This is a genomic window from Nereida sp. NH-UV-3 (assembly GCF_042939535.1).
Taxonomy (GTDB): Bacteria; Pseudomonadota; Alphaproteobacteria; order Rhodobacterales; family Rhodobacteraceae; genus Nereida; species Nereida ignava.
This window is the reverse complement of the sequence record NZ_CP132157.1, coordinates 1,225,005-1,243,793: the sequence shown is the minus strand read 5'-3', so window position 1 is coordinate 1,243,793 and position 18,789 is coordinate 1,225,005. Positions and strand designations below refer to the sequence as shown.

18 protein-coding genes and 1 other RNA gene are annotated in these 18,789 nt (G+C 54.6%); 10 read left to right on the top strand and 9 right to left on the bottom strand.

Translation table 11 applies throughout. The features are described from left to right. Positions 1 to 39: 39 nt before the first annotated feature. Positions 40 to 669 carry a ribonuclease T gene (locus NeNHUV3_RS06135; protein WP_391480394.1) on the bottom strand — a complete coding sequence of 210 codons (630 nt, stop codon included), beginning with the start codon at positions 667 to 669 and terminating at the stop codon, positions 40 to 42. A gap of 132 nt (positions 670 to 801) precedes the next feature. On the opposite strand from NeNHUV3_RS06135, the gene NeNHUV3_RS06130 reads away from it, so the two are divergent. After that, a complete protein-coding gene (locus NeNHUV3_RS06130) occupies positions 802 to 1,563 on the top strand; it encodes a DUF1013 domain-containing protein (protein ID WP_048598882.1) in 762 nt (253 codons plus the stop codon). A gap of 86 nt (positions 1,564 to 1,649) precedes the next feature. Here the strand turns inward: NeNHUV3_RS06130 and recR are convergent, their stop codons facing one another. The 6 genes from recR to NeNHUV3_RS06100 form a co-directional block, all read right to left on the bottom strand. Beyond that, entirely contained in the window at positions 1,650 to 2,240 is a 591-nt protein-coding gene (gene recR / locus NeNHUV3_RS06125; RefSeq protein WP_391480393.1) for a recombination mediator RecR, read from the bottom strand. Positions 2,241 to 2,248: 8 nt separating this feature from the next. Then, positions 2,249 to 2,584 (bottom strand): YbaB/EbfC family nucleoid-associated protein, encoded by a 336-nt coding sequence (locus NeNHUV3_RS06120; RefSeq protein WP_048598884.1) that lies wholly within the window; start codon positions 2,582 to 2,584, stop codon positions 2,249 to 2,251. Positions 2,585 to 2,586: 2 nt separating this feature from the next. Further along, positions 2,587 to 3,012 carry a hypothetical protein gene (locus tag NeNHUV3_RS06115; protein WP_391480391.1) on the bottom strand — a complete coding sequence of 142 codons (426 nt, stop codon included), beginning with the start codon at positions 3,010 to 3,012 and terminating at the stop codon, positions 2,587 to 2,589. After that, positions 2,988 to 4,817 carry a DNA polymerase III subunit gamma/tau gene (locus NeNHUV3_RS06110; protein WP_391483183.1) on the bottom strand — a complete coding sequence of 610 codons (1,830 nt, stop codon included), beginning with the start codon at positions 4,815 to 4,817 and terminating at the stop codon, positions 2,988 to 2,990. Before NeNHUV3_RS06110 ends, NeNHUV3_RS06115 begins: the two co-directional genes overlap by 25 nt. Positions 4,818 to 4,864: 47 nt before the next feature. After that, positions 4,865 to 4,963: signal recognition particle sRNA small type (gene ffs, locus NeNHUV3_RS06105), an RNA gene on the bottom strand. A 41-nt stretch (positions 4,964 to 5,004) separates the two neighbouring features. Beyond that, entirely contained in the window at positions 5,005 to 6,741 is a 1,737-nt protein-coding gene (locus NeNHUV3_RS06100) for a bifunctional metallophosphatase/5'-nucleotidase (RefSeq protein WP_391480389.1), read from the bottom strand. Between the two features lie 98 nt (positions 6,742 to 6,839). On the opposite strand from NeNHUV3_RS06100, the gene nudC reads away from it, so the two are divergent. Next, positions 6,840 to 7,799 carry an NAD(+) diphosphatase gene (gene nudC, locus NeNHUV3_RS06095; RefSeq protein ID WP_391480388.1) on the top strand — a complete coding sequence of 320 codons (960 nt, stop codon included), beginning with the start codon at positions 6,840 to 6,842 and terminating at the stop codon, positions 7,797 to 7,799. 72 nt (positions 7,800 to 7,871) lie between these two features. Next, positions 7,872 to 8,324 carry an SRPBCC family protein gene (locus NeNHUV3_RS06090; RefSeq protein WP_391480386.1) on the top strand — a complete coding sequence of 151 codons (453 nt, stop codon included), beginning with the start codon at positions 7,872 to 7,874 and terminating at the stop codon, positions 8,322 to 8,324. 8 nt (positions 8,325 to 8,332) lie between these two features. Here NeNHUV3_RS06090 and NeNHUV3_RS06085 read toward each other — a convergent pair whose 3' ends face one another. Next, the gene (locus NeNHUV3_RS06085) at positions 8,333 to 9,181 is read right to left on the bottom strand and encodes a prephenate dehydratase (RefSeq protein ID WP_391480385.1); all 849 of its coding nucleotides are present in this window, start codon (positions 9,179 to 9,181) and stop codon (positions 8,333 to 8,335) included. Between the two features lie 123 nt (positions 9,182 to 9,304). Between NeNHUV3_RS06085 and NeNHUV3_RS06080 the strand changes: the two genes are divergently transcribed. The 5 genes from NeNHUV3_RS06080 (at position 9,305) to NeNHUV3_RS06060 (ending at position 15,714) form a co-directional block, all read left to right on the top strand. Then, the gene (locus NeNHUV3_RS06080; protein WP_391480383.1) at positions 9,305 to 9,814 is read left to right on the top strand and encodes a c-type cytochrome; all 510 of its coding nucleotides are present in this window, start codon (positions 9,305 to 9,307) and stop codon (positions 9,812 to 9,814) included. Between the two features lie 181 nt (positions 9,815 to 9,995). Then, positions 9,996 to 11,909 carry an extracellular solute-binding protein gene (locus NeNHUV3_RS06075; RefSeq protein WP_391483150.1) on the top strand — a complete coding sequence of 638 codons (1,914 nt, stop codon included), beginning with the start codon at positions 9,996 to 9,998 and terminating at the stop codon, positions 11,907 to 11,909. Positions 11,910 to 11,930: 21 nt separating this feature from the next. Further along, on the top strand, positions 11,931 to 13,013 hold the full coding sequence (locus NeNHUV3_RS06070; protein ID WP_048598893.1) for a microcin C ABC transporter permease YejB: 1,083 nt from the start codon (positions 11,931 to 11,933) through the stop codon (positions 13,011 to 13,013). Beyond that, positions 13,010 to 14,110 (top strand): ABC transporter permease, encoded by a 1,101-nt coding sequence (locus NeNHUV3_RS06065; protein WP_391483149.1) that lies wholly within the window; start codon positions 13,010 to 13,012, stop codon positions 14,108 to 14,110. Before NeNHUV3_RS06070 ends, NeNHUV3_RS06065 begins: the two co-directional genes overlap by 4 nt. Further along, a complete protein-coding gene (locus NeNHUV3_RS06060; RefSeq protein ID WP_391483148.1) occupies positions 14,107 to 15,714 on the top strand; it encodes an ABC transporter ATP-binding protein in 1,608 nt (535 codons plus the stop codon). The genes NeNHUV3_RS06065 and NeNHUV3_RS06060 overlap by 4 nt, the downstream gene beginning before the upstream one ends. Positions 15,715 to 15,732: 18 nt before the next feature. Here the strand turns inward: NeNHUV3_RS06060 and NeNHUV3_RS06055 are convergent, their stop codons facing one another. After that, entirely contained in the window at positions 15,733 to 17,100 is a 1,368-nt protein-coding gene (locus NeNHUV3_RS06055; RefSeq protein WP_391483147.1) for a D-alanyl-D-alanine carboxypeptidase family protein, read from the bottom strand. A 342-nt stretch (positions 17,101 to 17,442) separates the two neighbouring features. Here NeNHUV3_RS06055 and clpS point away from each other — a divergent pair, with 342 nt between their 5' ends. Continuing rightward, positions 17,443 to 17,784 (top strand): ATP-dependent Clp protease adapter ClpS, encoded by a 342-nt coding sequence (clpS, locus tag NeNHUV3_RS06050; RefSeq protein WP_391483181.1) that lies wholly within the window; start codon positions 17,443 to 17,445, stop codon positions 17,782 to 17,784. An 18-nt stretch (positions 17,785 to 17,802) separates the two neighbouring features. Then, entirely contained in the window at positions 17,803 to 18,789 is a 987-nt protein-coding gene (locus NeNHUV3_RS06045) for a class I SAM-dependent methyltransferase (protein WP_391483146.1), read from the top strand.

The window sequence follows — 18,789 nt, the reverse complement described above, 5'->3', positions numbered from 1 at the left end:
GGCGAGTGCCACAAGTGTCCGTGCCGCGTCTGCAATGGCTTAACGGATTGGGTCCAAAAGAGCATCGTCCAATGTACAATCACGCCGCACGTCTGAACCGCACGTGACTGGCGTCAGATCCTTTGACAGGCAAACGCGCACTTCTTGGATGCGCGCAGATTTGCAGGTGACTGTGATCATATCGGGCGCCAACGTTGGGTTCGCCTTTATGAAAGCCTCTTCTATCACTTGTGCTGGGACCTCAACAGCACGGTCTAGTTTGCGGAAAACTTCGGGCCGGTTGATCTGCCCGTAGGCTGTGCGGGCGGTGCCAAAATAGCGCGCCGCAGACAGCCCTGAACAGGTGCCGTGTTTCTTCCATTGATGCCAAGCGGAACCCGCTGTGCCCATGATATCAGCCATTTTGGCTGTTTGTGCGCGGGATGCGGCACGCTTTGGGGTGGGGCAGTAAGACGGCCAGCCTTTGTTGTATTGCGGCCAAAGCCCGTGCAGAACCCACCCAAAATTTGCGTCATCTGCGCATTGCGCTGAGCCTCGCGCGTCACCCTCAAGGGCGCACCACGTAGGCGACCATGACAAGGCCAGCACGTAGTAATCAAAATCACCGGATTTCTCGCCCGCCGCTTGGGCGATTGAGCTTGATATCAGTAGAGCAAATAACCAGCGCATGTTTACACTTCCCAAACCGTACTGGTGTCCTTATACGGTCATGCAAGTTCCCCGACAATGTGAACCCGCCCGAACGAGGGCAGACCGATTTAAGGTCGCGGGGAAGGCACGTTTAATGAAAGGAGACATCTTATGTCTGGCAAACCGATTATGGCAAAAGCAACAGCTGTTTGGCTGTGTGACAACACCACGATGACCTTCAAGCAGATCGCAGATTTCTGTGGCCTGCATGAGTTGGAAGTCCAAGGTATTGCTGATGGGGATGTTGCGGCTGGCGTGAAGGGGTTTGACCCCGTCGCCAATAACCAGCTTACAGCCGAAGAGATTGAAGCAGCGGAAAAGAACCCGCTACACTCACTCAAGCTGAAGTTCTACCAGGCTGCTGTGGGTGAAGAAAAGCGCCGTGGTCCCCGCTACACACCACTGTCAAAGCGTCAGGACCGTCCTGCGTCGATCTACTGGTTGGTTAAGTTCCACCCAGAGCTGTCTGATGGTCAGATTGGCAAACTGGTCGGCACAACCAAGCCAACGATCCAAGCGATCCGTGAGCGCACCCACTGGAACATCCAAAACATTCAGCCGATTGATCCAGTAGCGCTTGGTCTGTGTAAGCAGTCTGAATTGGACACAGCTGTTCAAAAGGCAAATGCGAAAAAGGCCAAAGAAGGCGGTGTCATGTCTGATGATGAGCGCCGTAAGTTGGTAAGCACCGAGCAGTCTTTGGGTGTCGAAGAGCCCAAGATGCCAAGCTCTATTGCTGGTCTTGAGGCCTTCACGCTTGGTGACAGCACGCCTGAGCCCGAAGAAGCAGAGCCGCAGTATGATGCGGAGAGTTTGTTCAAGTCACCAGCACCTGATGCAGAAGCTGATGCTGACGAGGACGACAACGCGTAAGATAAGCGTTTGCTCAGAAAAAATAATAAACGGCGGCGCCTTGAGGAAAGGCGTCGCCGTTTTTCATTTGTGTCTGCCGTAGGGCCTCAGAAAGATTTGCGGGCGTTGAGCGCCGCGCTGATCGTGCCGTCATCCAGATAGTCCAACTCACCACCAATCGGGACACCTTGGGCCAATGAAGTGACTTCAAGATCAGGCAATTGATCAGCGATATAATGCGCCGTCGTTTGCCCGTCGATTGTGGCGTTGAGGGCCAGAATGACTTCGCTGATTTCTTCGGCTCGGATACGGTCTAGTAAGCGTGGGATGCGCAACTCATCGGGCCCAATGGCGTCAAGCGCGCTGAGTGTGCCGCCCAACACGTGATAGCGGCCTTTGAAAACCCGCGAGCGTTCCATAGCCCACAAATCTGCCACGTCCTCAACTACGCAAATTTGGCCGTTTGCGCGTTTTTCACTCTCGCAAATCTCACACAGATCCGTCGTCCCGACGTTTCCGCAATTTAGACATTCCCGCGCAGTTGCAGCGACCGTTTGCATGACATCCGCCAGCGGGCTGAGCAGCAGAGACTTCTTCTTGATCAGATGCAGAACAGCACGGCGCGCAGAGCGTGGGCCCAACCCTGGAAGTTTGGCCATCATATCGATGAGTGTTTCAAGATCCGTGGAATGGGCCATAGCGGGGTTTAGAACGGCAGCTTCATGTCAGCAGGCAGGCCAAGGCCTTCTGTCAGCTTGCCCATTTCTTCTTGGGACTTCTGCGCGGCTTTTGCTTGTGCGTCTTTGATGGCTGCAAGGATCAGGTCCTCAACCACTTCTTTTTCATCCGGATGAAAGATGGATGGATCAATGTCGAGGCCTGTCAAAATGCCTTTGGCAGTCGCGGTCGCTTTGACCAAACCCGCACCGCTTTCGCCCGTTACAGTGACGTTCTCAAGGTCGTCCTGCATCTCGGCCATTTTGGATTGCATATCTTTGGCGGCCTTCATCATTTTGGCCATATCGCCCATGCCTTTGAACATCTTTATTTCTCCGTGGTTGGGGGCGTTTTGGCCCCGCGTGTTGTGTAAAGGATCGTCGCGACACATAGCGCGATGACCGTGGTGATAAACAGAGAAGAGCTGCCGATGCAGCCTTCCGCCATGGCTTGCAGGGTTAGTGGCGCGGGCGTTCCGAGCGTGAGCGTCGACATCCAAGCAGTCCACGCCAACACAACAACCAGTGCGCCCCACTGGTGACGCAACCTGACCACCAATGCTGTCGCCACAAGCAAGATAAGCGAAGGGGGCGTGGACATAAGGGCTACCAACTCATCCACTGCGGTAGCCGTGGTGCCCGCTTCCCAGTTGGGTCGCAAACTGCTGCACACGCTGGTCTGCGCGTAAGCGGCCAGAGGTGCTGTTCCGAATAAGATTGCAGTGCTGATCAGTCCTCGTCGAAGGGGTCCCATTCGTCCTCAACTTCTGCCAGTGCTTCACCGGCGACGGTGGTTTCGAGATCTTTCATGGTTTTGATGTTAACGATTTTCGCGTCTGGGAATGCATCAAAAACCGCTTGGACAAGCGGGTGCGCCGAGGCTTCTGCTTTCAGCGCAAGGTCCGCAGCGTCACGCTTTTCAGCGATCGTTTCCGTGCCGCCCTCTGCTTCGATTGAAATGGCCCATCTGTTGCCGGTCCACGCCTGTAAACGGCTACCGAGTTTCTGGGCCAGATCTGCGGGTGCATTCGGGGTCGGCGCAAAGGTGATGCGCCCCGGTTGATATGAGATCAGGCGCACGCAATTTTCCACATCCACCAGCAACTTAACATCGCGGTGGGTCCGGATCAGTTCAACAACGGTTTCAAACGTCGCAAACCGTGCAAGACCTTGATCAACGGCTAATGCTGTTGCGCCTGCGGTGGTGCCGCCCATTTGTGCGGCTGAGGATGTAGCGTGGCTAACCGCCGATGTATTTGCTCCGCCCGACATCTGCGCACCGCCGCTAGCTGGTCCGTTGCCGCCGCTTTGGGGGGCTGCAGGTGGGGGCGTCATATCTTTTAGTTTGCGTACCAAGTCATCTGGCGCAGGAAGGTCTGCCACGTGTGTCAGGCGAATGATTACCATTTCTGCCGCCATCATCGCGTTCGGCGCCTGCGAGACTTCTTCAATTGCTTTCAGCAGCATCTGCCACATCCGCGTAAGCACCCGCATCGGTAAGGCCGCTGCCATTGCTTGGCCGCGCGCACGCTCATCTGGGCCGATCGTGGGATCCTCTGCAGCGTCTGGTGTGATCTTAACGACGCTCGTCCAGTGGGTGATTTCCGCTAAATCGCGCAAAACCGCCATAGGGTCCGCGCCGTCTGCGTATTGTGATGAAATTTCGGATAAGGCACCCGCCGCATCACCTTTGAGGATCATGTCAAACAGGTCCAAAACGCGCCCACGGTCCGCAAGGCCAAGCATTGCGCGCACCTGATCGGCGGTGGTTTCGCCGGCGCCGTGGCTGATGGCTTGGTCCAATAGTGATGTGGCGTCCCGTGCAGAGCCTTCAGCCGCCCGGGTGATCAGGGCCAGCGCATCATCGGTAATTTCAGCGCCTTCGCCAGTGGCGATTTTGCGCAGCAGTGCAATTTGCACTTCGGGCTCAATGCGGCGCAGGTCAAACCGCTGGCACCGTGACAACACCGTGACTGGGACTTTGCGGATCTCCGTCGTGGCAAAAATAAATTTGACATGTGCAGGCGGTTCTTCGAGCGTTTTCAGCAGGGCGTTGAACGCTGAGGTACTAAGCATGTGCACCTCATCGATGATATATATTTTGTAGCGCGCAGAAGCGGCGCGGTAGGCGACAGATTCGATGATTTCACGGATGTCATTGACGCCAGTACGTGAGGCGGCGTCCATCTCCATGACGTCAACGTGGCGGCCCTCCATGATCGCTGTGCAGTGCTCGCACGCGCCGCATGGCTCGGTTGTGGGGCCGCTGGTGCCATCAGTGCCGATGCAGTTCATGCCCTTGGCGATAATCCGTGCGGTGGTGGTTTTACCCGTGCCGCGAATACCCGTCATCACGAAGGCCTGCGCGATCCTGTCAGCCTCAAACGCGTTTTTGAGCGTGCGCACCATCGCGTCTTGGCCAACAAGGTCGGCAAAGGTTTCGGGGCGGTATTTACGCGCAAGCACCTGATAGGCGGGTTTGTCAGTCATCAAAGCCTCATGGATAGACTGTTTCAGACTAGTGGTGTGGGCTGGCAACGTCCACAGGGGAATCCGCATCATTTGGGCTAAGCCATCAGGGATCAATTCGCACTGTAAAGGAGATAAGGTGAGAGGTTGGACATCGACCCAAGTGGGGCTCGTTGTGGCTGCTTCCTTCCGGACCTGACCAGGTTGGCGAGGCACTTGCCCGCGCCAACCTCTCAAGGCCGATATAGGGGGCAAGGCGATTTTGTGCAAGTGGTGCTTAGAACATCATCTCAAGAGTGATGAGTTGGGGGTGTGTTTCGCTTTGAAAGGCCGCAGGACGGATGTTCGCGGGCAAGGGCGTGTCCCGTGGTGCGTTGAACGTGGCGTTTGATCCCTTAGCGGCTTCTAAATGCCACGCCTCAGGCCGCAGACCGCCGTGCGATGCTTGCGTAGGTGTGGTGTGCGTCAAGTATGCCTCAAGCGTTTGTCTCAGCGACATCTCAGGCCCTTCACAAACTGTTCCCGTGATTTGGCCTGTCTGTACGCGGTAGTCATCGGTTGCCACCAAAAGTGGCGTATCATTTGCAAGCGTGATGCCTTGGATTTTGAGCGGGCTCACACGGTTGGTTGCATCTGGCGCGGCATCAAGGTGAATTTGGTAGGTAGCGCCGTGAACAATGTTAACCGTGAACCGTGGAACGTCTGTGTTGAATAGCTGCGTTGGCTGGGTCAGATTGCCGTAGATGCGCGCGCCTTTTCGCAAATCATCGCGCAGGGCATGCGCAGTTGTCTGCACTAATTGAAGGCTGCTTTGGAACGGATAAGCGGCGATAAGATCGCGCCTGCGCAAAGTGCCTGCTGCGATATGGGTGTAGTTCAGCGCGTTCGTACGACCGCCAGTTCGCAGCATTGGCACTGTTGCTAAAACCGGAAAACCTTTGCCAAAGGGTGCCGCAGCAGCGATCAACGCATCCCCCAAAAGATTACTAAGCGATGTAGGCATGGTCAGCGCGAGGGCGCTGTTAAAGCTGATCTCGCTCTGTCCGATGGGTTCATCCAGCCAGTCTTGGGCCTGCTGTCGCGCATTGATTAGTGCAGGTGTTGTAAGCTTTTGCTGCTGCGCTGCTGCGGGTAGGGCCGTGGCCCTTGTACCAACCACCTGCCAGCGCTTTCCGTCATGGCTCAGTTCAAGGGTCAGCTTGCCAAGTTCAGCACCGTGGGCAGCGGGTAGCACGGCGGGAATTTTGGCGTTTGCATCTGTTTGGAACGAGACATGGGTGTGGCCCAAAATAACGGCATCAAGGGGACTCATCGATAGCACTTTAAGGGTCGTGTCGTTCTTGTTGGCGTGTGAGCCGTCGGGCCGAACGCAGGGTGTGTCGTCTGCAGTGATACCAATGTGTGCAAGACATATCACCACATCTGCACCGGCGGTACGCAGTTCTGCGCAACTTCGCTCCAAGGCTGGCATAATCGGTGTGAACTGAACTGTTTCCGGTAGGCGTGCGGCGTTCCATTGGCCGGTTTCCGGTGGGCAAACTCCTGTGATGCCGATGCGTAGCTCCTCGGTCGCGCCGCTCGACAATGTCACATCGCGCTTAAGGATCGTCCAAGGCACAACTTGATCAACACCGGCAATATTGCATGAAACTACCGGCTGCGTCGCCTCACCGATACGCTGGCTTAGTGCGGTCATGCCGTAGTCAAACTCGTGGTTGCCAAGGGTGATCGCATCGTATTTCAGCTCGGCAAAAGCGACTATGACAGGATGCTCGGCACGCAAGCCAACCAGGGTGGCGCACCAATCCATCACATCGCTGCCTTGCAATGCATCGCCATTATCAAGCAATAAAACTTGATCGTCCGATACCGCTGCTTTGGCCCGCTCGTCTGCAATTACCGATGACAGGTTTGCTAAGCTGCCTTGCGCGCTATCCTTTGGCGTGAGGGCGCCGTGGAGGTCGGACGTTGCAAGGACAACAAGCGTTGTCGAATTTGAGGCTCTGGCGCTCACGATGGCTTCTCATTAGGCGGTGTGTGAAGACTAATATGATGCCATGGTAGGCCAGCCCGAGGGCTGACGTAACCTACTATTTTTGGGGAGGGCAGGCGATGCGCCATGCTGAGACAGTGACATTTGGCGGTGGTGGGCTTGAACGGCGCGCAGAACTGCGCCGCAATGCCGGGGTGCTTTCTGAGGCGTTTCAGCAAAGTAATCATGTGCTGTTGATCTGGCGGGGAAAGCCGCTTTTGGTGTCTGAGGGCATTGCTTGGGTAAGTGCTGAGCATCCGTTAATTGCGCTGCAACGCGAAGCGCCGGTTTTTCTTGGGCAAGGTGCTGATGGCAGGATGCTGTTTGCGGCTGATGTCTCGGGCTGGGAGCCGGAGGATGCGGATTTGAGCACGCTCAACCAGTTCGTTGACCCGTCAGAACAAGTCCCGCCCAATGCACCAGAGGGGGCTGCATTTTGCGAGTTGCGTGGTGCAATGTTGCGACTATCACCGCTGGACGCCGAGATTACGGCAACTGCACGGGCAGTATTTACGTGGCATGCTTCGCATCAGTTTTGTGCCAAATGCGGGCATGCATCCGTGATGGCTTCGGGCGGTTGGCAGCGTAATTGTGACGCCTGCCAAGCTCATCATTTTCCGCGCACCGATCCTGTGGTCATTATGTTGATTACGCGTGGTAACTCGGTACTGCTTGGCCGCTCGCCCCATTGGCCTGAACGAATGTATTCTTTGTTGGCGGGTTTCGTTGAACCCGGTGAAACATTGGAAGCGGCCGTGCGCCGTGAGGTCTTTGAGGAATCTGGTGTTCGCGTTGGTGAGGTTGAGTATTTAGCGTCCCAGCCTTGGCCCTTTCCTGCGTCTTTGATGTTTGGCGCACATGGCAAAGCTACAAGCACAGACATCACGATTGATCCGGTTGAGATTGAAGCCGCACGTTGGGTGACCCGTGAAGAGCTGGCCGAGGTCTTTGCGGGCCGTCACGCTGATATTGATCCTGCGCGCAAAGGGGCAATTGCGCACTTTTTGCTGGAGAATTGGCTGGCGGATACATTAGACTGAGTGCACGAATTGTTAATCAGGCGGTGGCACAAAACACTGCCTGATAATGCTTAAAGAGTAAGGTTTGCGGTGATGTTGAGCACACAAGAAGATATATCTGCGCCCGCGTCTTTTGTATTTGCGCGGCTTACGGATTACGACAATCTTGAGCGGCTCGCCTTACGCCGTGGGGCGAAAGTGACGCGCAGTGGTCAGATCGGCGTTGGCACCACGTGGACTGCTGAATTTCGCTTGCGGGGCAAAGACCGCAAGCTGAAGGGCACATTGGTTGAGTATGTGACTGATGAAAAGCTGGGCTATGAAGCGCGCATCAAAGGCATGGAATTTAGCTTCAGTGTGGAGTTGGTCGCGCTGTCACGCAGCCGCACGCGGATGGTGGTCAGCACAAATGCTAAGGCAAAGACCCTGACCGCGCGGGTTTTGCTGCAATCGTTCAAGCTTGCCAGACAGCGGGCACAAAAGCGGTTTGCCAATCGGGTGTCTGACTGGGCAGAAACCATCGAAGACGCCTACTCTGGTAGTTAAGCCTGCGCCTAGCTGTTGCGGCGGGCGTCGGCGGGATAGACACCAAGTAAGGTGATTTGATCGGTGAAGTGGCCCAACTCATCCATCGCCAGTTGGACGTTCTGATCATCTGGATGGCCTTCAATGTCGGCGTAAAACTGGGTTGCGGTAAATTCGCCGTTTACCATGTAGCTTTCCAGCTTGGTCATGTTGATGCCGTTCGTCGCAAACCCGCCCATGGCTTTGTATAGGGCCGCAGGAATGTTGCGAACGCGGAAAACAAAGCTGGTCATCATAACGCCGTCGCCGCGCCGACTTTGATCCATCTTGCGGGACATGATCAAAAAGCGGGTCGTGTTTGTGTCTTCGTCCTCAATATCGCGGGCCAGCACGGTAAGGTCATATTGTTCAGCGGCCAGCTCTGATGCCAAAGCACCGATGCCTTGCTCTGGGGTGCGCGCTAGATCGGCGGCTGCACCCGCACTGTCTACTGCGGTTTCATCTGCGATGCCGTTCTGCATGAGGAAACTGCGACATTGGGGGATCAAAACAGGGTGCGCACGGACAAGCTTGATATCGCTTAGCACGGTGCCCTTTGGAGCCATAAGCGCGATGCGAACGCGCACGAATGCCTCGTCAATGATGTGCAGGCCCGATGCGGGCAGAAGCCTGTGCATGTCTGCAACGCGCCCGTAGGTAGTATTTTCAACTGGCAGCATCGCCAGATCCGCGCGCCCCTCACGGACAGCTTTGATCACATCCTCAAACGTACGACAGGGAAGTGGGGTATGGTCTGGGCGGGCAACTGCGCAGGCTTCATGAGAGTAGGCGCCCAGTTCTCCCTGAAAGGCGATAATTTTGGGCTTTTGACTGCTCATTTCGCGAAGTCCTTGGTGTAATCCCTAAAAAAGGGCGTTTCGTCGCGGTTGCTACACCTTGCTCTTTTTGCAGGGAAGGGCATATAGGGACCAATTGTAAAGCCAAATGACGGACGCGACAAAATGGACACGATGACATTTACGAAAGTATTGGGCGGGCTGTGCGGCTCCCTATTGGTTTTTTTGCTTGGCTCTTGGGTGGCTGAGGAAATGTACCACACCGGTGGTAAGCACGGCGATGAGCAGCAAGCTTACGCGATTGAAGTCGAATCAGACGAAGCAGAAGTTGAAGTTGTAGAAGTCTCCTTTGACGAAGCATTTGCAGCAGCGGACATCGACAAAGGTAAGAAATTGTGGCGTCAGTGCAGCGCGTGTCACAAGCAAGCAGACGGTGCCAACGGTACTGGCCCGCATTTGTATAATGTAGTTGGTCGCGACAAAGGCTCTGTAGATGGTTTCGGTTACTCAGGCGTATTGGCCAGTATGGAAGGCGACTGGACGCCAGAGAACCTGAGCGGCTTCCTGGAAAGCCCCAAGAACTATGCACCTGGCACAATCATGGGCTATCGCGGTATGTCAAAAATCGAAGACCGCGCATCTTTGATCGCCTACTTGCAGACGAACGGCGAATAAACGCGCCTTCAATTAAGTCTAACAGATACAAAGCGGCGTAGGGATGAACTCTGCGCCGTTTTTGTTTGCGTGAACGAAACCTCACATATCTGCTAGCTACGGCATAATTCCCTTGAACATTGGACAAATGCGACCTTAGCTTCACATCTAACCTAAGACGTTGATCAGTTTTGAGGGACCCATGAAAACCACACCAAGCCGTAGCCGCGCGATTGCCGTGAACCGTCCGAACCGATTTGCCCAGTTTGTAGCGATATCGGTGCTGAGCGTGGGAACCTTGATAGCTTGTGTGGGAGCGCTTCGGGCTGACGACAGCGTTATTGTTGCGCAGACATTCACCACACTCGGTAGTCCGAAATATCCCGTTGATTTTGCGCATTTTGATTATGTGAACCCTGATGCGCCAAAGGGCGGTGAAATTTCGTTCGCGGCGGTGGGCACATTTAACAGTCTGATGCCTTTTTCGCGCAAAGGTGATCCGGCGTCCCTTTCATCGGTGATGATTGAGCGTTTCATGGAAACGTCGCTTGATGATCCAAACACAGACTACGGCTTGCTCGCGGAGCGGTTGGAATATCCGGAAAGCCAAGACTGGGTCGTTTTCCACATCCGCCCCGAGGCGCGGTTTTCTGACGGTGAGCCCGTGACCGCGGATGATGCGGTATTTACTTGGAATTTGCTAATGGAGCAGGCGTTCCCATCTTACCGCGATGCGCTTGCCCGCATGGTGAGCCGCGTTGAGAAAGTTGGCCCCTTGTCTGTGAAATATACCTTCAACCCAGAGGTGCCGCGTGAAGGGCTGATCAGTCAAATGGGCACCAACGCCGTGCTACCGCAACATTATTTTGAAGCGGAAAATCTACGGATCGATGAAAGCACGATGACCCCCATTCTGGGTAGCGGTCCCTATATGTTTGAGAGTGCTGACGCCCCGCGCCAAGTGACTTATGTGCGCAATCCCGATTATTGGGGCAATGATCTGCCGCTCAATAAAGGCCGCCACAATTTTGACCGCATTCGTATTGAATATTTCGGTGACGCGGCCGCCGCGTTTGAAGGCTTTAAGTCAGGGGCATTTTCTTTCCGCCAAGAAACCAGCTCAAAAAACTGGGGTACGTCTTATGACTTTCCGGCGCTTGATAAAAACTGGGTTGTAAAAAAGGAACTTCCGAACACGGCGCTGCCGACATCGTCCGGTTTCGTATTTAACCTCGGCAAAGACGCCTTCCAAGACAAGCGTGTGCGTCAGGCGATTGCGCTGATGTACAACTTCACTTGGACCAATGAGACGCTGCAATACGGGCTTTTTGCACAGCGCGAGAGCTTTTGGCAAAATACCGATATGGCTGCACGTGGTCTTCCTGAGGGGCGTGAGCTTGAGGTGTTGCGATCACTTGGTGATCTGATTGATCCGTCACTTCTGACAACGCCCGCCTTCCTACCGCACACGTCCAGCGAGCGGCAGCTTGATCGTCGCAACCTCAGAGCGGCGTCAAAGCTGATGGAGGAGGCCGGTTATGTCGTGGATGATAGTGGCATGTTGGTCAAAGACGGCGAGCGTTTGTCCCTCACACTGCTGGAAGGTAATCCCAGCTTTGATCGCATCATGTTGCCCTTCATCGAAAACCTGAAGCGGCTCGGCGTCGATGCTAATTACGAGCGCGTTGACCCCGCGCAATTTACGGCGCGCCGTCGTGATCGCGACTACGACATGATCTACGGTAGTTATGTCACGGGCTATGGTCCGGGGTTGGGTTACACTCAGCGTTTTGGGTCCGAAGATGCGGCGGTAAGCCTGTTTAACCCTGCAGGCTTTGCCAATGAGGCGGCTGACGCGATCATGGAGAAGATGTTACTCAGCAAAACCCAAGAGGAATTTGTTGCCACTGCACGTGCCCTTGATCGTGTCATGCGCGATGAATTGTTCATCATCCCCACTTGGTACAACGACAAACATTGGGTGGCGTATTACGATATGTTTGAACATCCGCCGGAAGATATTTTACCCCCGCTGGCGCTTGGTCATCTGGACTTCTGGTGGTTCAACGCCGAACGTGCGGCGGAACTGGAAGCCGTCGGTGCGTTTCAGAACTAAGACGAAAGCAGACGCAGCAGCATGGGCGCATATATCCTAAGACGATTGCTTTTGATCATCCCCACGTTACTCGGGGTGATGGTGATTAACTTTGCGTTGGTGCAGTTTGTGCCCGGCGGCCCCGTGGAACAAATCATCGCCGAAATTGAAGGCGAGGGGGATGTTCTGGGCGGCATTACTGGTGCCGGTGGCGATAGCGGTGCCTCCGTTGAGGCAGATGACACCTACCAAGGCGCACGGGGCCTTGACCCCAAATTCATCGCGGAACTGGAGCAGCAGTTTGGCCTAGATAAGCCGCCGGTTGAGCGTTTCATGATTATGATGTGGAACTATATGCGCCTTGACTTTGGCGAGAGTTTCTTCCGATCAATTGGCGTTTTCGAGTTGGTGATGGAAAAGCTGCCGGTGTCGATAACCCTTGGGCTTTGGTCAACGCTGATCGCTTATGTGGTCTCGATTCCGTTGGGTATTCGCAAGGCGGTTCGCGACGGAACGCCGTTTGATACATGGACCTCAGGCGCGATCATTGTGGCCTATTCCATCCCCGGCTTTTTGTTTGCGATTTTGCTGTTGGTCTTGTTCGCAGGTGGCTCATACTACCGCATTTTCCCTCTGCGGGGCCTGACTTCCGAAGGGTTTGCCGACATGACGTTGCTGGAGCAAATCAAAGATTACCTTTGGCACATCACCTTGCCAGTAATCGCCACCACAATTGCAAGTTTTGCGACCCTGACGCTGTTGACCAAAAACAGCTTTATGGATGAGATCAACAAGCAATATGTTACCACTGCAAAGGCCAAAGGTTTGTCAGAGGCGCGCGTCCTTTACGGCCATGTGTTCCGTAACGCGATGCTTATTGTGATCGCAGGTTTCCCCGCTGCGTTCATCAGTATTTTCTTTGGCTCGTCACTTATCATCGAGGTCATTTTCTCCCTCGATGGGCTTGGTCGATTAGGCTTCGAGGCCGCTGTTGCGCGTGACTATCCAGTGATTTTCGGCACGTTGTTTGTCTTTGGTCTTGTGGGCCTTTTGATGGGGATCATTTCAGATTTGATGTACGTGCTGGTTGATCCGCGCATCGATTTTGAAAGCCGCAAGACATGAGCCCGCTGAACAAACGTCGCTGGCGCAATTTCCGTAACAACAGGCGCGCCTTTTACTCGCTAGTTATTTTTACGGTGCTGTTCGTGCTGTCGCTTTTTGCGGAATTTTTGGCAAACGATAAGCCGATTTTGGTGAATTACCGCGGTGATTATTACACGCCTGTTTTCAACTTTTATCCCGAAACCCAGTTTGGCGGGGATTTCAAAACTGAAGCTATTTACCGAGACGATGAGGTGAAATGCCTCATTATTTCCGGTGGCGTCATCGACTGTTTCGACACGCCAGTTGAGATTATGTCAGAGATCGAAAACGGTACATTCTCTGATCCTGATTTTGAGAAAGGCTGGATGATCTGGCCCATTATTCCCTACAGCTATGACACGCCAAACACGCTTGACGGCCCTGCACCGTCTGCCCCTGACGCCAACCATTGGTTAGGCACCGACGAGGGAACCAGAGACGTTCTAGCGCGCACGATCTATGGGTTCCGCCTGTCTATTTTGTTCACAATCGCCGTGGTTACTGTGGCAAGCGCGATCGGCATTATCGCTGGTGCCGTGCAGGGTTTCTTTGGCGGGTGGCTGGATCTGACATTCCAGCGTGTGCTTGAGATTTGGGGCGCTACGCCGTCGCTTTACGTCATCATTATTATGTTCGCTATTTTTGGCCGTAGCATTGGAATGCTGATTTTCTTGGTGATTTTGTTTGGCTGGCCTGCGCTTGTTGGACTGGTGCGTGCCGAGTTTTTGCGCGCGCGCAATTTTGAATATGTCCGCGCGGCGCAAGCCTTGGGTGTGTCGAACTGGACCATCATGTTCCGGCACATGCTTCCCAACGCGATGATCGCAACGCTCACCATGATGCCTTTTATTATCACAGGCACGATCGGTGGTTTGGCAACGCTCGACTTTTTGGGATACGGCTTGCCAGCGTCTGCGCCGTCATTGGGCGAGATGACACTGCAGGCAAAGCGTAATCTCTTTGCACCGTGGCTCGCGTTTACCAACTTTTTCACCTTCGCTATCATGCTGTCGTTGCTGGTGTTCATTTTTGAGGGTGTCCGCGATGCCTTTGATCCCAGAAAGACTTTTGCATGAGCGTTTTGAACGTAGAAAACCTTCGGGTGTCCTTTCAGCAGGACGGTAAATCTGCGCTTGCGGTGCGCGGTGTCAGCTTTGCTGTCGGCAAAGGCGAGACCGTTGCATTGGTGGGGGAATCCGGATCTGGGAAATCGGTCACGGCGCTTTCTACTGTGAACCTACTTGGGCGCAACGCGCACATCGAAGGCTCCGTTACGTATAACGGTCAGCAAATGGTGGGAGCTGATGAAAAGGCCCTGCGTAAAGTGCGTGGCAATGATATCAGCTTCATTTTTCAAGAGCCGATGACATCGCTAAACCCGCTTCATACGCTTGAAAAACAGCTAACGGAGTCAATTGAGTTGCACCAAGGATTGCGGGGTGTTGCAGCGCGCGCCCGCGTGGTTGAACTGTTGGAGCGTGTTGGTATCCACGACGCGGAACGCCGGTTGTCGAGCTATCCCCACCAACTGTCCGGTGGGCAGCGTCAGCGTGTGATGATCGCAATGGCGCTGGCAAATGGGCCGGAGCTTTTGATCGCGGATGAACCGACCACGGCCCTTGATGTAACGATCCAAGCGCAGGTTCTTGAGCTGCTCGCCGAGCTGAAGCGGGATCTTGGCATGTCGATGCTTTTCATCACGCATGATCTGTCAATTGTGCGGAAATTTGCGGACCGTGTCTGTGTTATGAAAGACGGTGAAATCGTTGAACATGGGCCGACCGCAGATATTTTTGGCGCCCCGCAGCATCCTTATACGCAAACACTACTTAGTGCCGAATCCGTTGGCGTGCCTGATCCCGTACCCGTGGATGCGCCAGTGGTCGCGACGACGGACAACCTCAAGATTTGGTTTCCAATCGAACGCGGTTTGCTTCGGCGAACCGTGGGGCATGTCAAAGCTGTGAACGCTGCAACACTATCGGTTCGCGCAGGTGAGACGGTTGGAATTGTTGGCGAGTCTGGTTCTGGAAAAACGACATTGGCGTTGGCGATGATGCGGCTGATCAAGTCAGAGGGGCGTATCGCCTTTTTGGGCCGCGAGATTTCAAAGCTACAAAAGCGTCAGCTGCGCGCATTGCGCCGCGATATGCAGATTGTCTTTCAAGACCCCTATGGAAGTTTGAGCCCACGGATGTCTGTTGAACAGATCATCGCGGAGGGCCTCGGGGTTCACGGTGTTGAAGCGGGTCGCAACAAGCGCGACATGGTCGCCGAAATCATGACTGAGGTCGGGCTGGATCCGGCAACCATGGATAGATACCCCCATGAGTTTTCGGGCGGCCAGCGTCAGCGGATTGCCATTGCACGGGCGATGATTTTACGTCCCAAACTTGTTATTCTGGACGAGCCTACGTCTGCGCTTGATATGACTGTGCAGGTGCAAATCGTTGAGCTTCTGCGCGGCCTGCAAGCCAAGTACGGCTTGGCCTATATCTTCATTTCGCATGATTTGAAGGTAGTCCGCGCGCTATCGCATCAGGTGATGGTCATGAAGCGCGGTGACGTGGTTGAGGCGGGGCCGCGCGATCAGGTTTTTGATGACCCACAATCAGAATATACCAAGGCGCTTATGGCTGCTGCGTTTGATCTGGAGGCCGCTGCTGGCGCGGGGGTCTAAATCCGCGGCTTTATTCGGTCAGCTTGGGCCGACAATTTCGCAATCAACATTGCGCGCCCGTAGACGCCGACACGCAAGTGCCGCGGTTTGTTGGTTAAGCCCGAGGAAATTTGCATTAAACCCATTGCTGCGGCGGATCACTTTGCGCAGAGAGCCGTCAAGCGTGTTCATTTCCATCAACGCGGTGCGCAACAACACTTGTTCCGCTTTGTATTTGGTGCCGAACTTGCCGACATTGATCCCGTAGTCACGCGTGCCGCCCGAATTTGAAATGCGCGTCACAACACTCGGTTGCGCCACAGTGGGTCTGACACGCGGTTTGGGTGAGGTCGCAGTCGCCAACAATATGGGCTGTGAGGTTTGCACGTTTACGCTGGCGCTGGTGTCGACGGCTTGGGCAACTGCTTGCTCAACGGTGGTCGCCAAGGCCAGCAACATCTCTTGATCAGGCTTAGCTCCGCCTTTGCGCGCAACGGGACGCAGGCTTTTCTTAACGGCCGTTTGCAGGCGGATCGTCTTGCCTTTTAGCTCCGCATCATCGTCAGTGAGACTCGCCACGTAGTTTGGCAGCGCCGGTTTTCGAACGGGCGCATTGGTAGGTGCGCGGCGAAAGCCCATGTCCAGCAATTCGGCGACGCGTGCATTGCGCGTTGCGGTTGAGCGACCGCCAAACACAGTTGCAATGATACGCTCGTTGCCACGTTCAGCACTTGCCACCAAGTTGAAGCCTGCCGCGCGGGTGTAGCCGGTTTTGATGCCATCTGCGCCGCGGTAGTTGCCAAGTAGGCGACGGTTGGTGTTTGAGACCTTGCGAATACCAGCGTCTGTCGTGATGCGTGAGAAGAGGTTGTAGTACTGCGGATAGTCATAAAACAGTCGCCGGCCCATTGTGGTCATGTCTCGCGCCGTCGACATGTGACCGCTTTCGGTCAATCCGTGCGCGTTCTTGAATGTGGTTTTCGACATGCCCAAGGCTTTGGCTGTGCGTGTCATGCGGCGCGCAAACGCAGCTTCCGAGCCTGAGATAGCCTCGCCGATTGCAGTGGCAGCGTCATTGGCTGACTTCACGGCTGCCGCGCGGATGAGGTAGCGGAATTGAATGCGCTGACCCGACTTAAGGCCGATCTTTGAGGGGGGCTCTGCGGCGGCTTTGCGCGATATTTTTACGCGCGTATCAAGGCTAATCTCACCTTTGCGGACAGCTTCGAACGCCACATAAAGCGTCATCATTTTTGTAAGAGATGCAGGATGAAGGCGAGTGTCAGCGTTGCGTGAGTGGAGGACCTCACCGGACCGTGCGTCAATGACCATTGCCGCATAAGGGGCTGTTACGCCCATTCCGGGGGTTAACATCACACATACCAACGCAAGTGTGAAAACGAACATACGCGAAACGCGCCCAAAGGTGTAAAACACTGGGAACCTGCCTTGCCAAACTCTGCCTCTGATCGCCGGTTTTCCGACTGATCTTTTTATTGTTAACTGGTTACCATTTTTTGGTGAATCCGAAAACCCCCTTATTTTCAATAGGTTTTGCTATCTTTCGATAGGTGTTTCTCAATATTTGGTAGTGTGTTTGACTGCACCGCCTACATGAGCCTTGTGCATGTAGGTCTACTTTGATGGGCAAATTATTGTATATGCCCTGTGCTTTGGATTGCCCCCTTTTCATACGGCGCAGTGGCTTTATATAGTGTGTCGCACCACGGCCCATGGGATTTCAAAGTAATGATGGCGAATTGGCACCTTTCAAACGACGAACCTGACAGCCCAGATAGCGACATCGGGTTGGCAACGAAGCCGCGTGAAAAGACGAAGCGGCCACCGATGTACAAAGTGATGATCCTCAATGATGACTTCACACCAATGGAATTTGTTGTGCATGTGCTTGAACGGTTTTTTGGCCTCAACCACGCACAAGCGTTTGAATTGATGTTGACCGTCCACAAAAAAGGGCTGGCTGTTGTGGGTGTTTTCAGTCACGAGGTGGCGGAAACAAAAGTGACGCATGTGATGGAATTCGCGCAGCGTCACCAGCACCCGCTGCAATGCACAATGGAAAAGGAATAGGCTCCGGCCGCACTCCTGATGTCACGACTTTCACTTGCCATAGACGCGGGCTTCGTACCGCTGCCCGATGAGGGCACAATCGCGGTTTGGGGCCCATCCGCGGATGCAGACTTAACTGCGCTTCCTCAGGACCGCGTTTTCATTATTCAGCCGTTCAAGCCCGACCATGATGCGTGGGCTACGCGCGGATACACCGTTAGCCCTCTGCCTGAGGGCAGGTTTGCCCACAGCATTGTGTTTCTACCGCGCGCCAAAGATGCGATCCGCGTGCGGCTCGCCGATGCGGCCGCACGAACTGACGGGGCAGTCAGTGTTGATGGCCTGAAAGTTGAGGGCGTTGAGAGCGTTTTTCGCGATCTTCGAAAGATGTGCGATGTTACGTCCGCATTTTCCAAACAGCATGGCAAAGCTTTCACAATTTCAGCGGGTGCAGACCTTGGCGCGTGGGCAATAGATGATCCGATGCAGGATGGGCCTGATGGCTTTAAAACCAGTGTCGGTGTCTTTTCTGCAGGCGGGGTTGATAAAGGCAGTGCAGCACTTGCTGCGGCTTTACCTGCGAAATTGCCTGCCAAAATTATGGACATGGGCTCTGGCTGGGGTTGGTTGTCGGCGCAGATTTTGAAGCGTGATAATGTCGCTCACCTTGATATGGTTGAGGCTGACCACGCAGCACATTTATGCGCTGCTCATAATGTTACTGATGAGCGCGCGCATTTGCATTGGGCGGATGCAACGCGGTTTAAGCCGGAAAAAGCGCTGTACGATGCAGTAATTTCCAATCCACCGTTTCATACATCACGCACTGCAGATCCGGCAATCGGTCGCGCATTTCTTGCGGCTGGTGCATCGGTGTTGCACCCCGGTGGGCAAATGTGGATCGTTGCGAACAGGCATCTGCCCTATGAAGGGACGCTGTCTGAGCTGTTTGCGGATGTCAAAGAAATTGCAGGCGACGCAAGCTTCAAAGTGCTACACGCCCGCAAGCCGCGCCGCCGCCGGTAA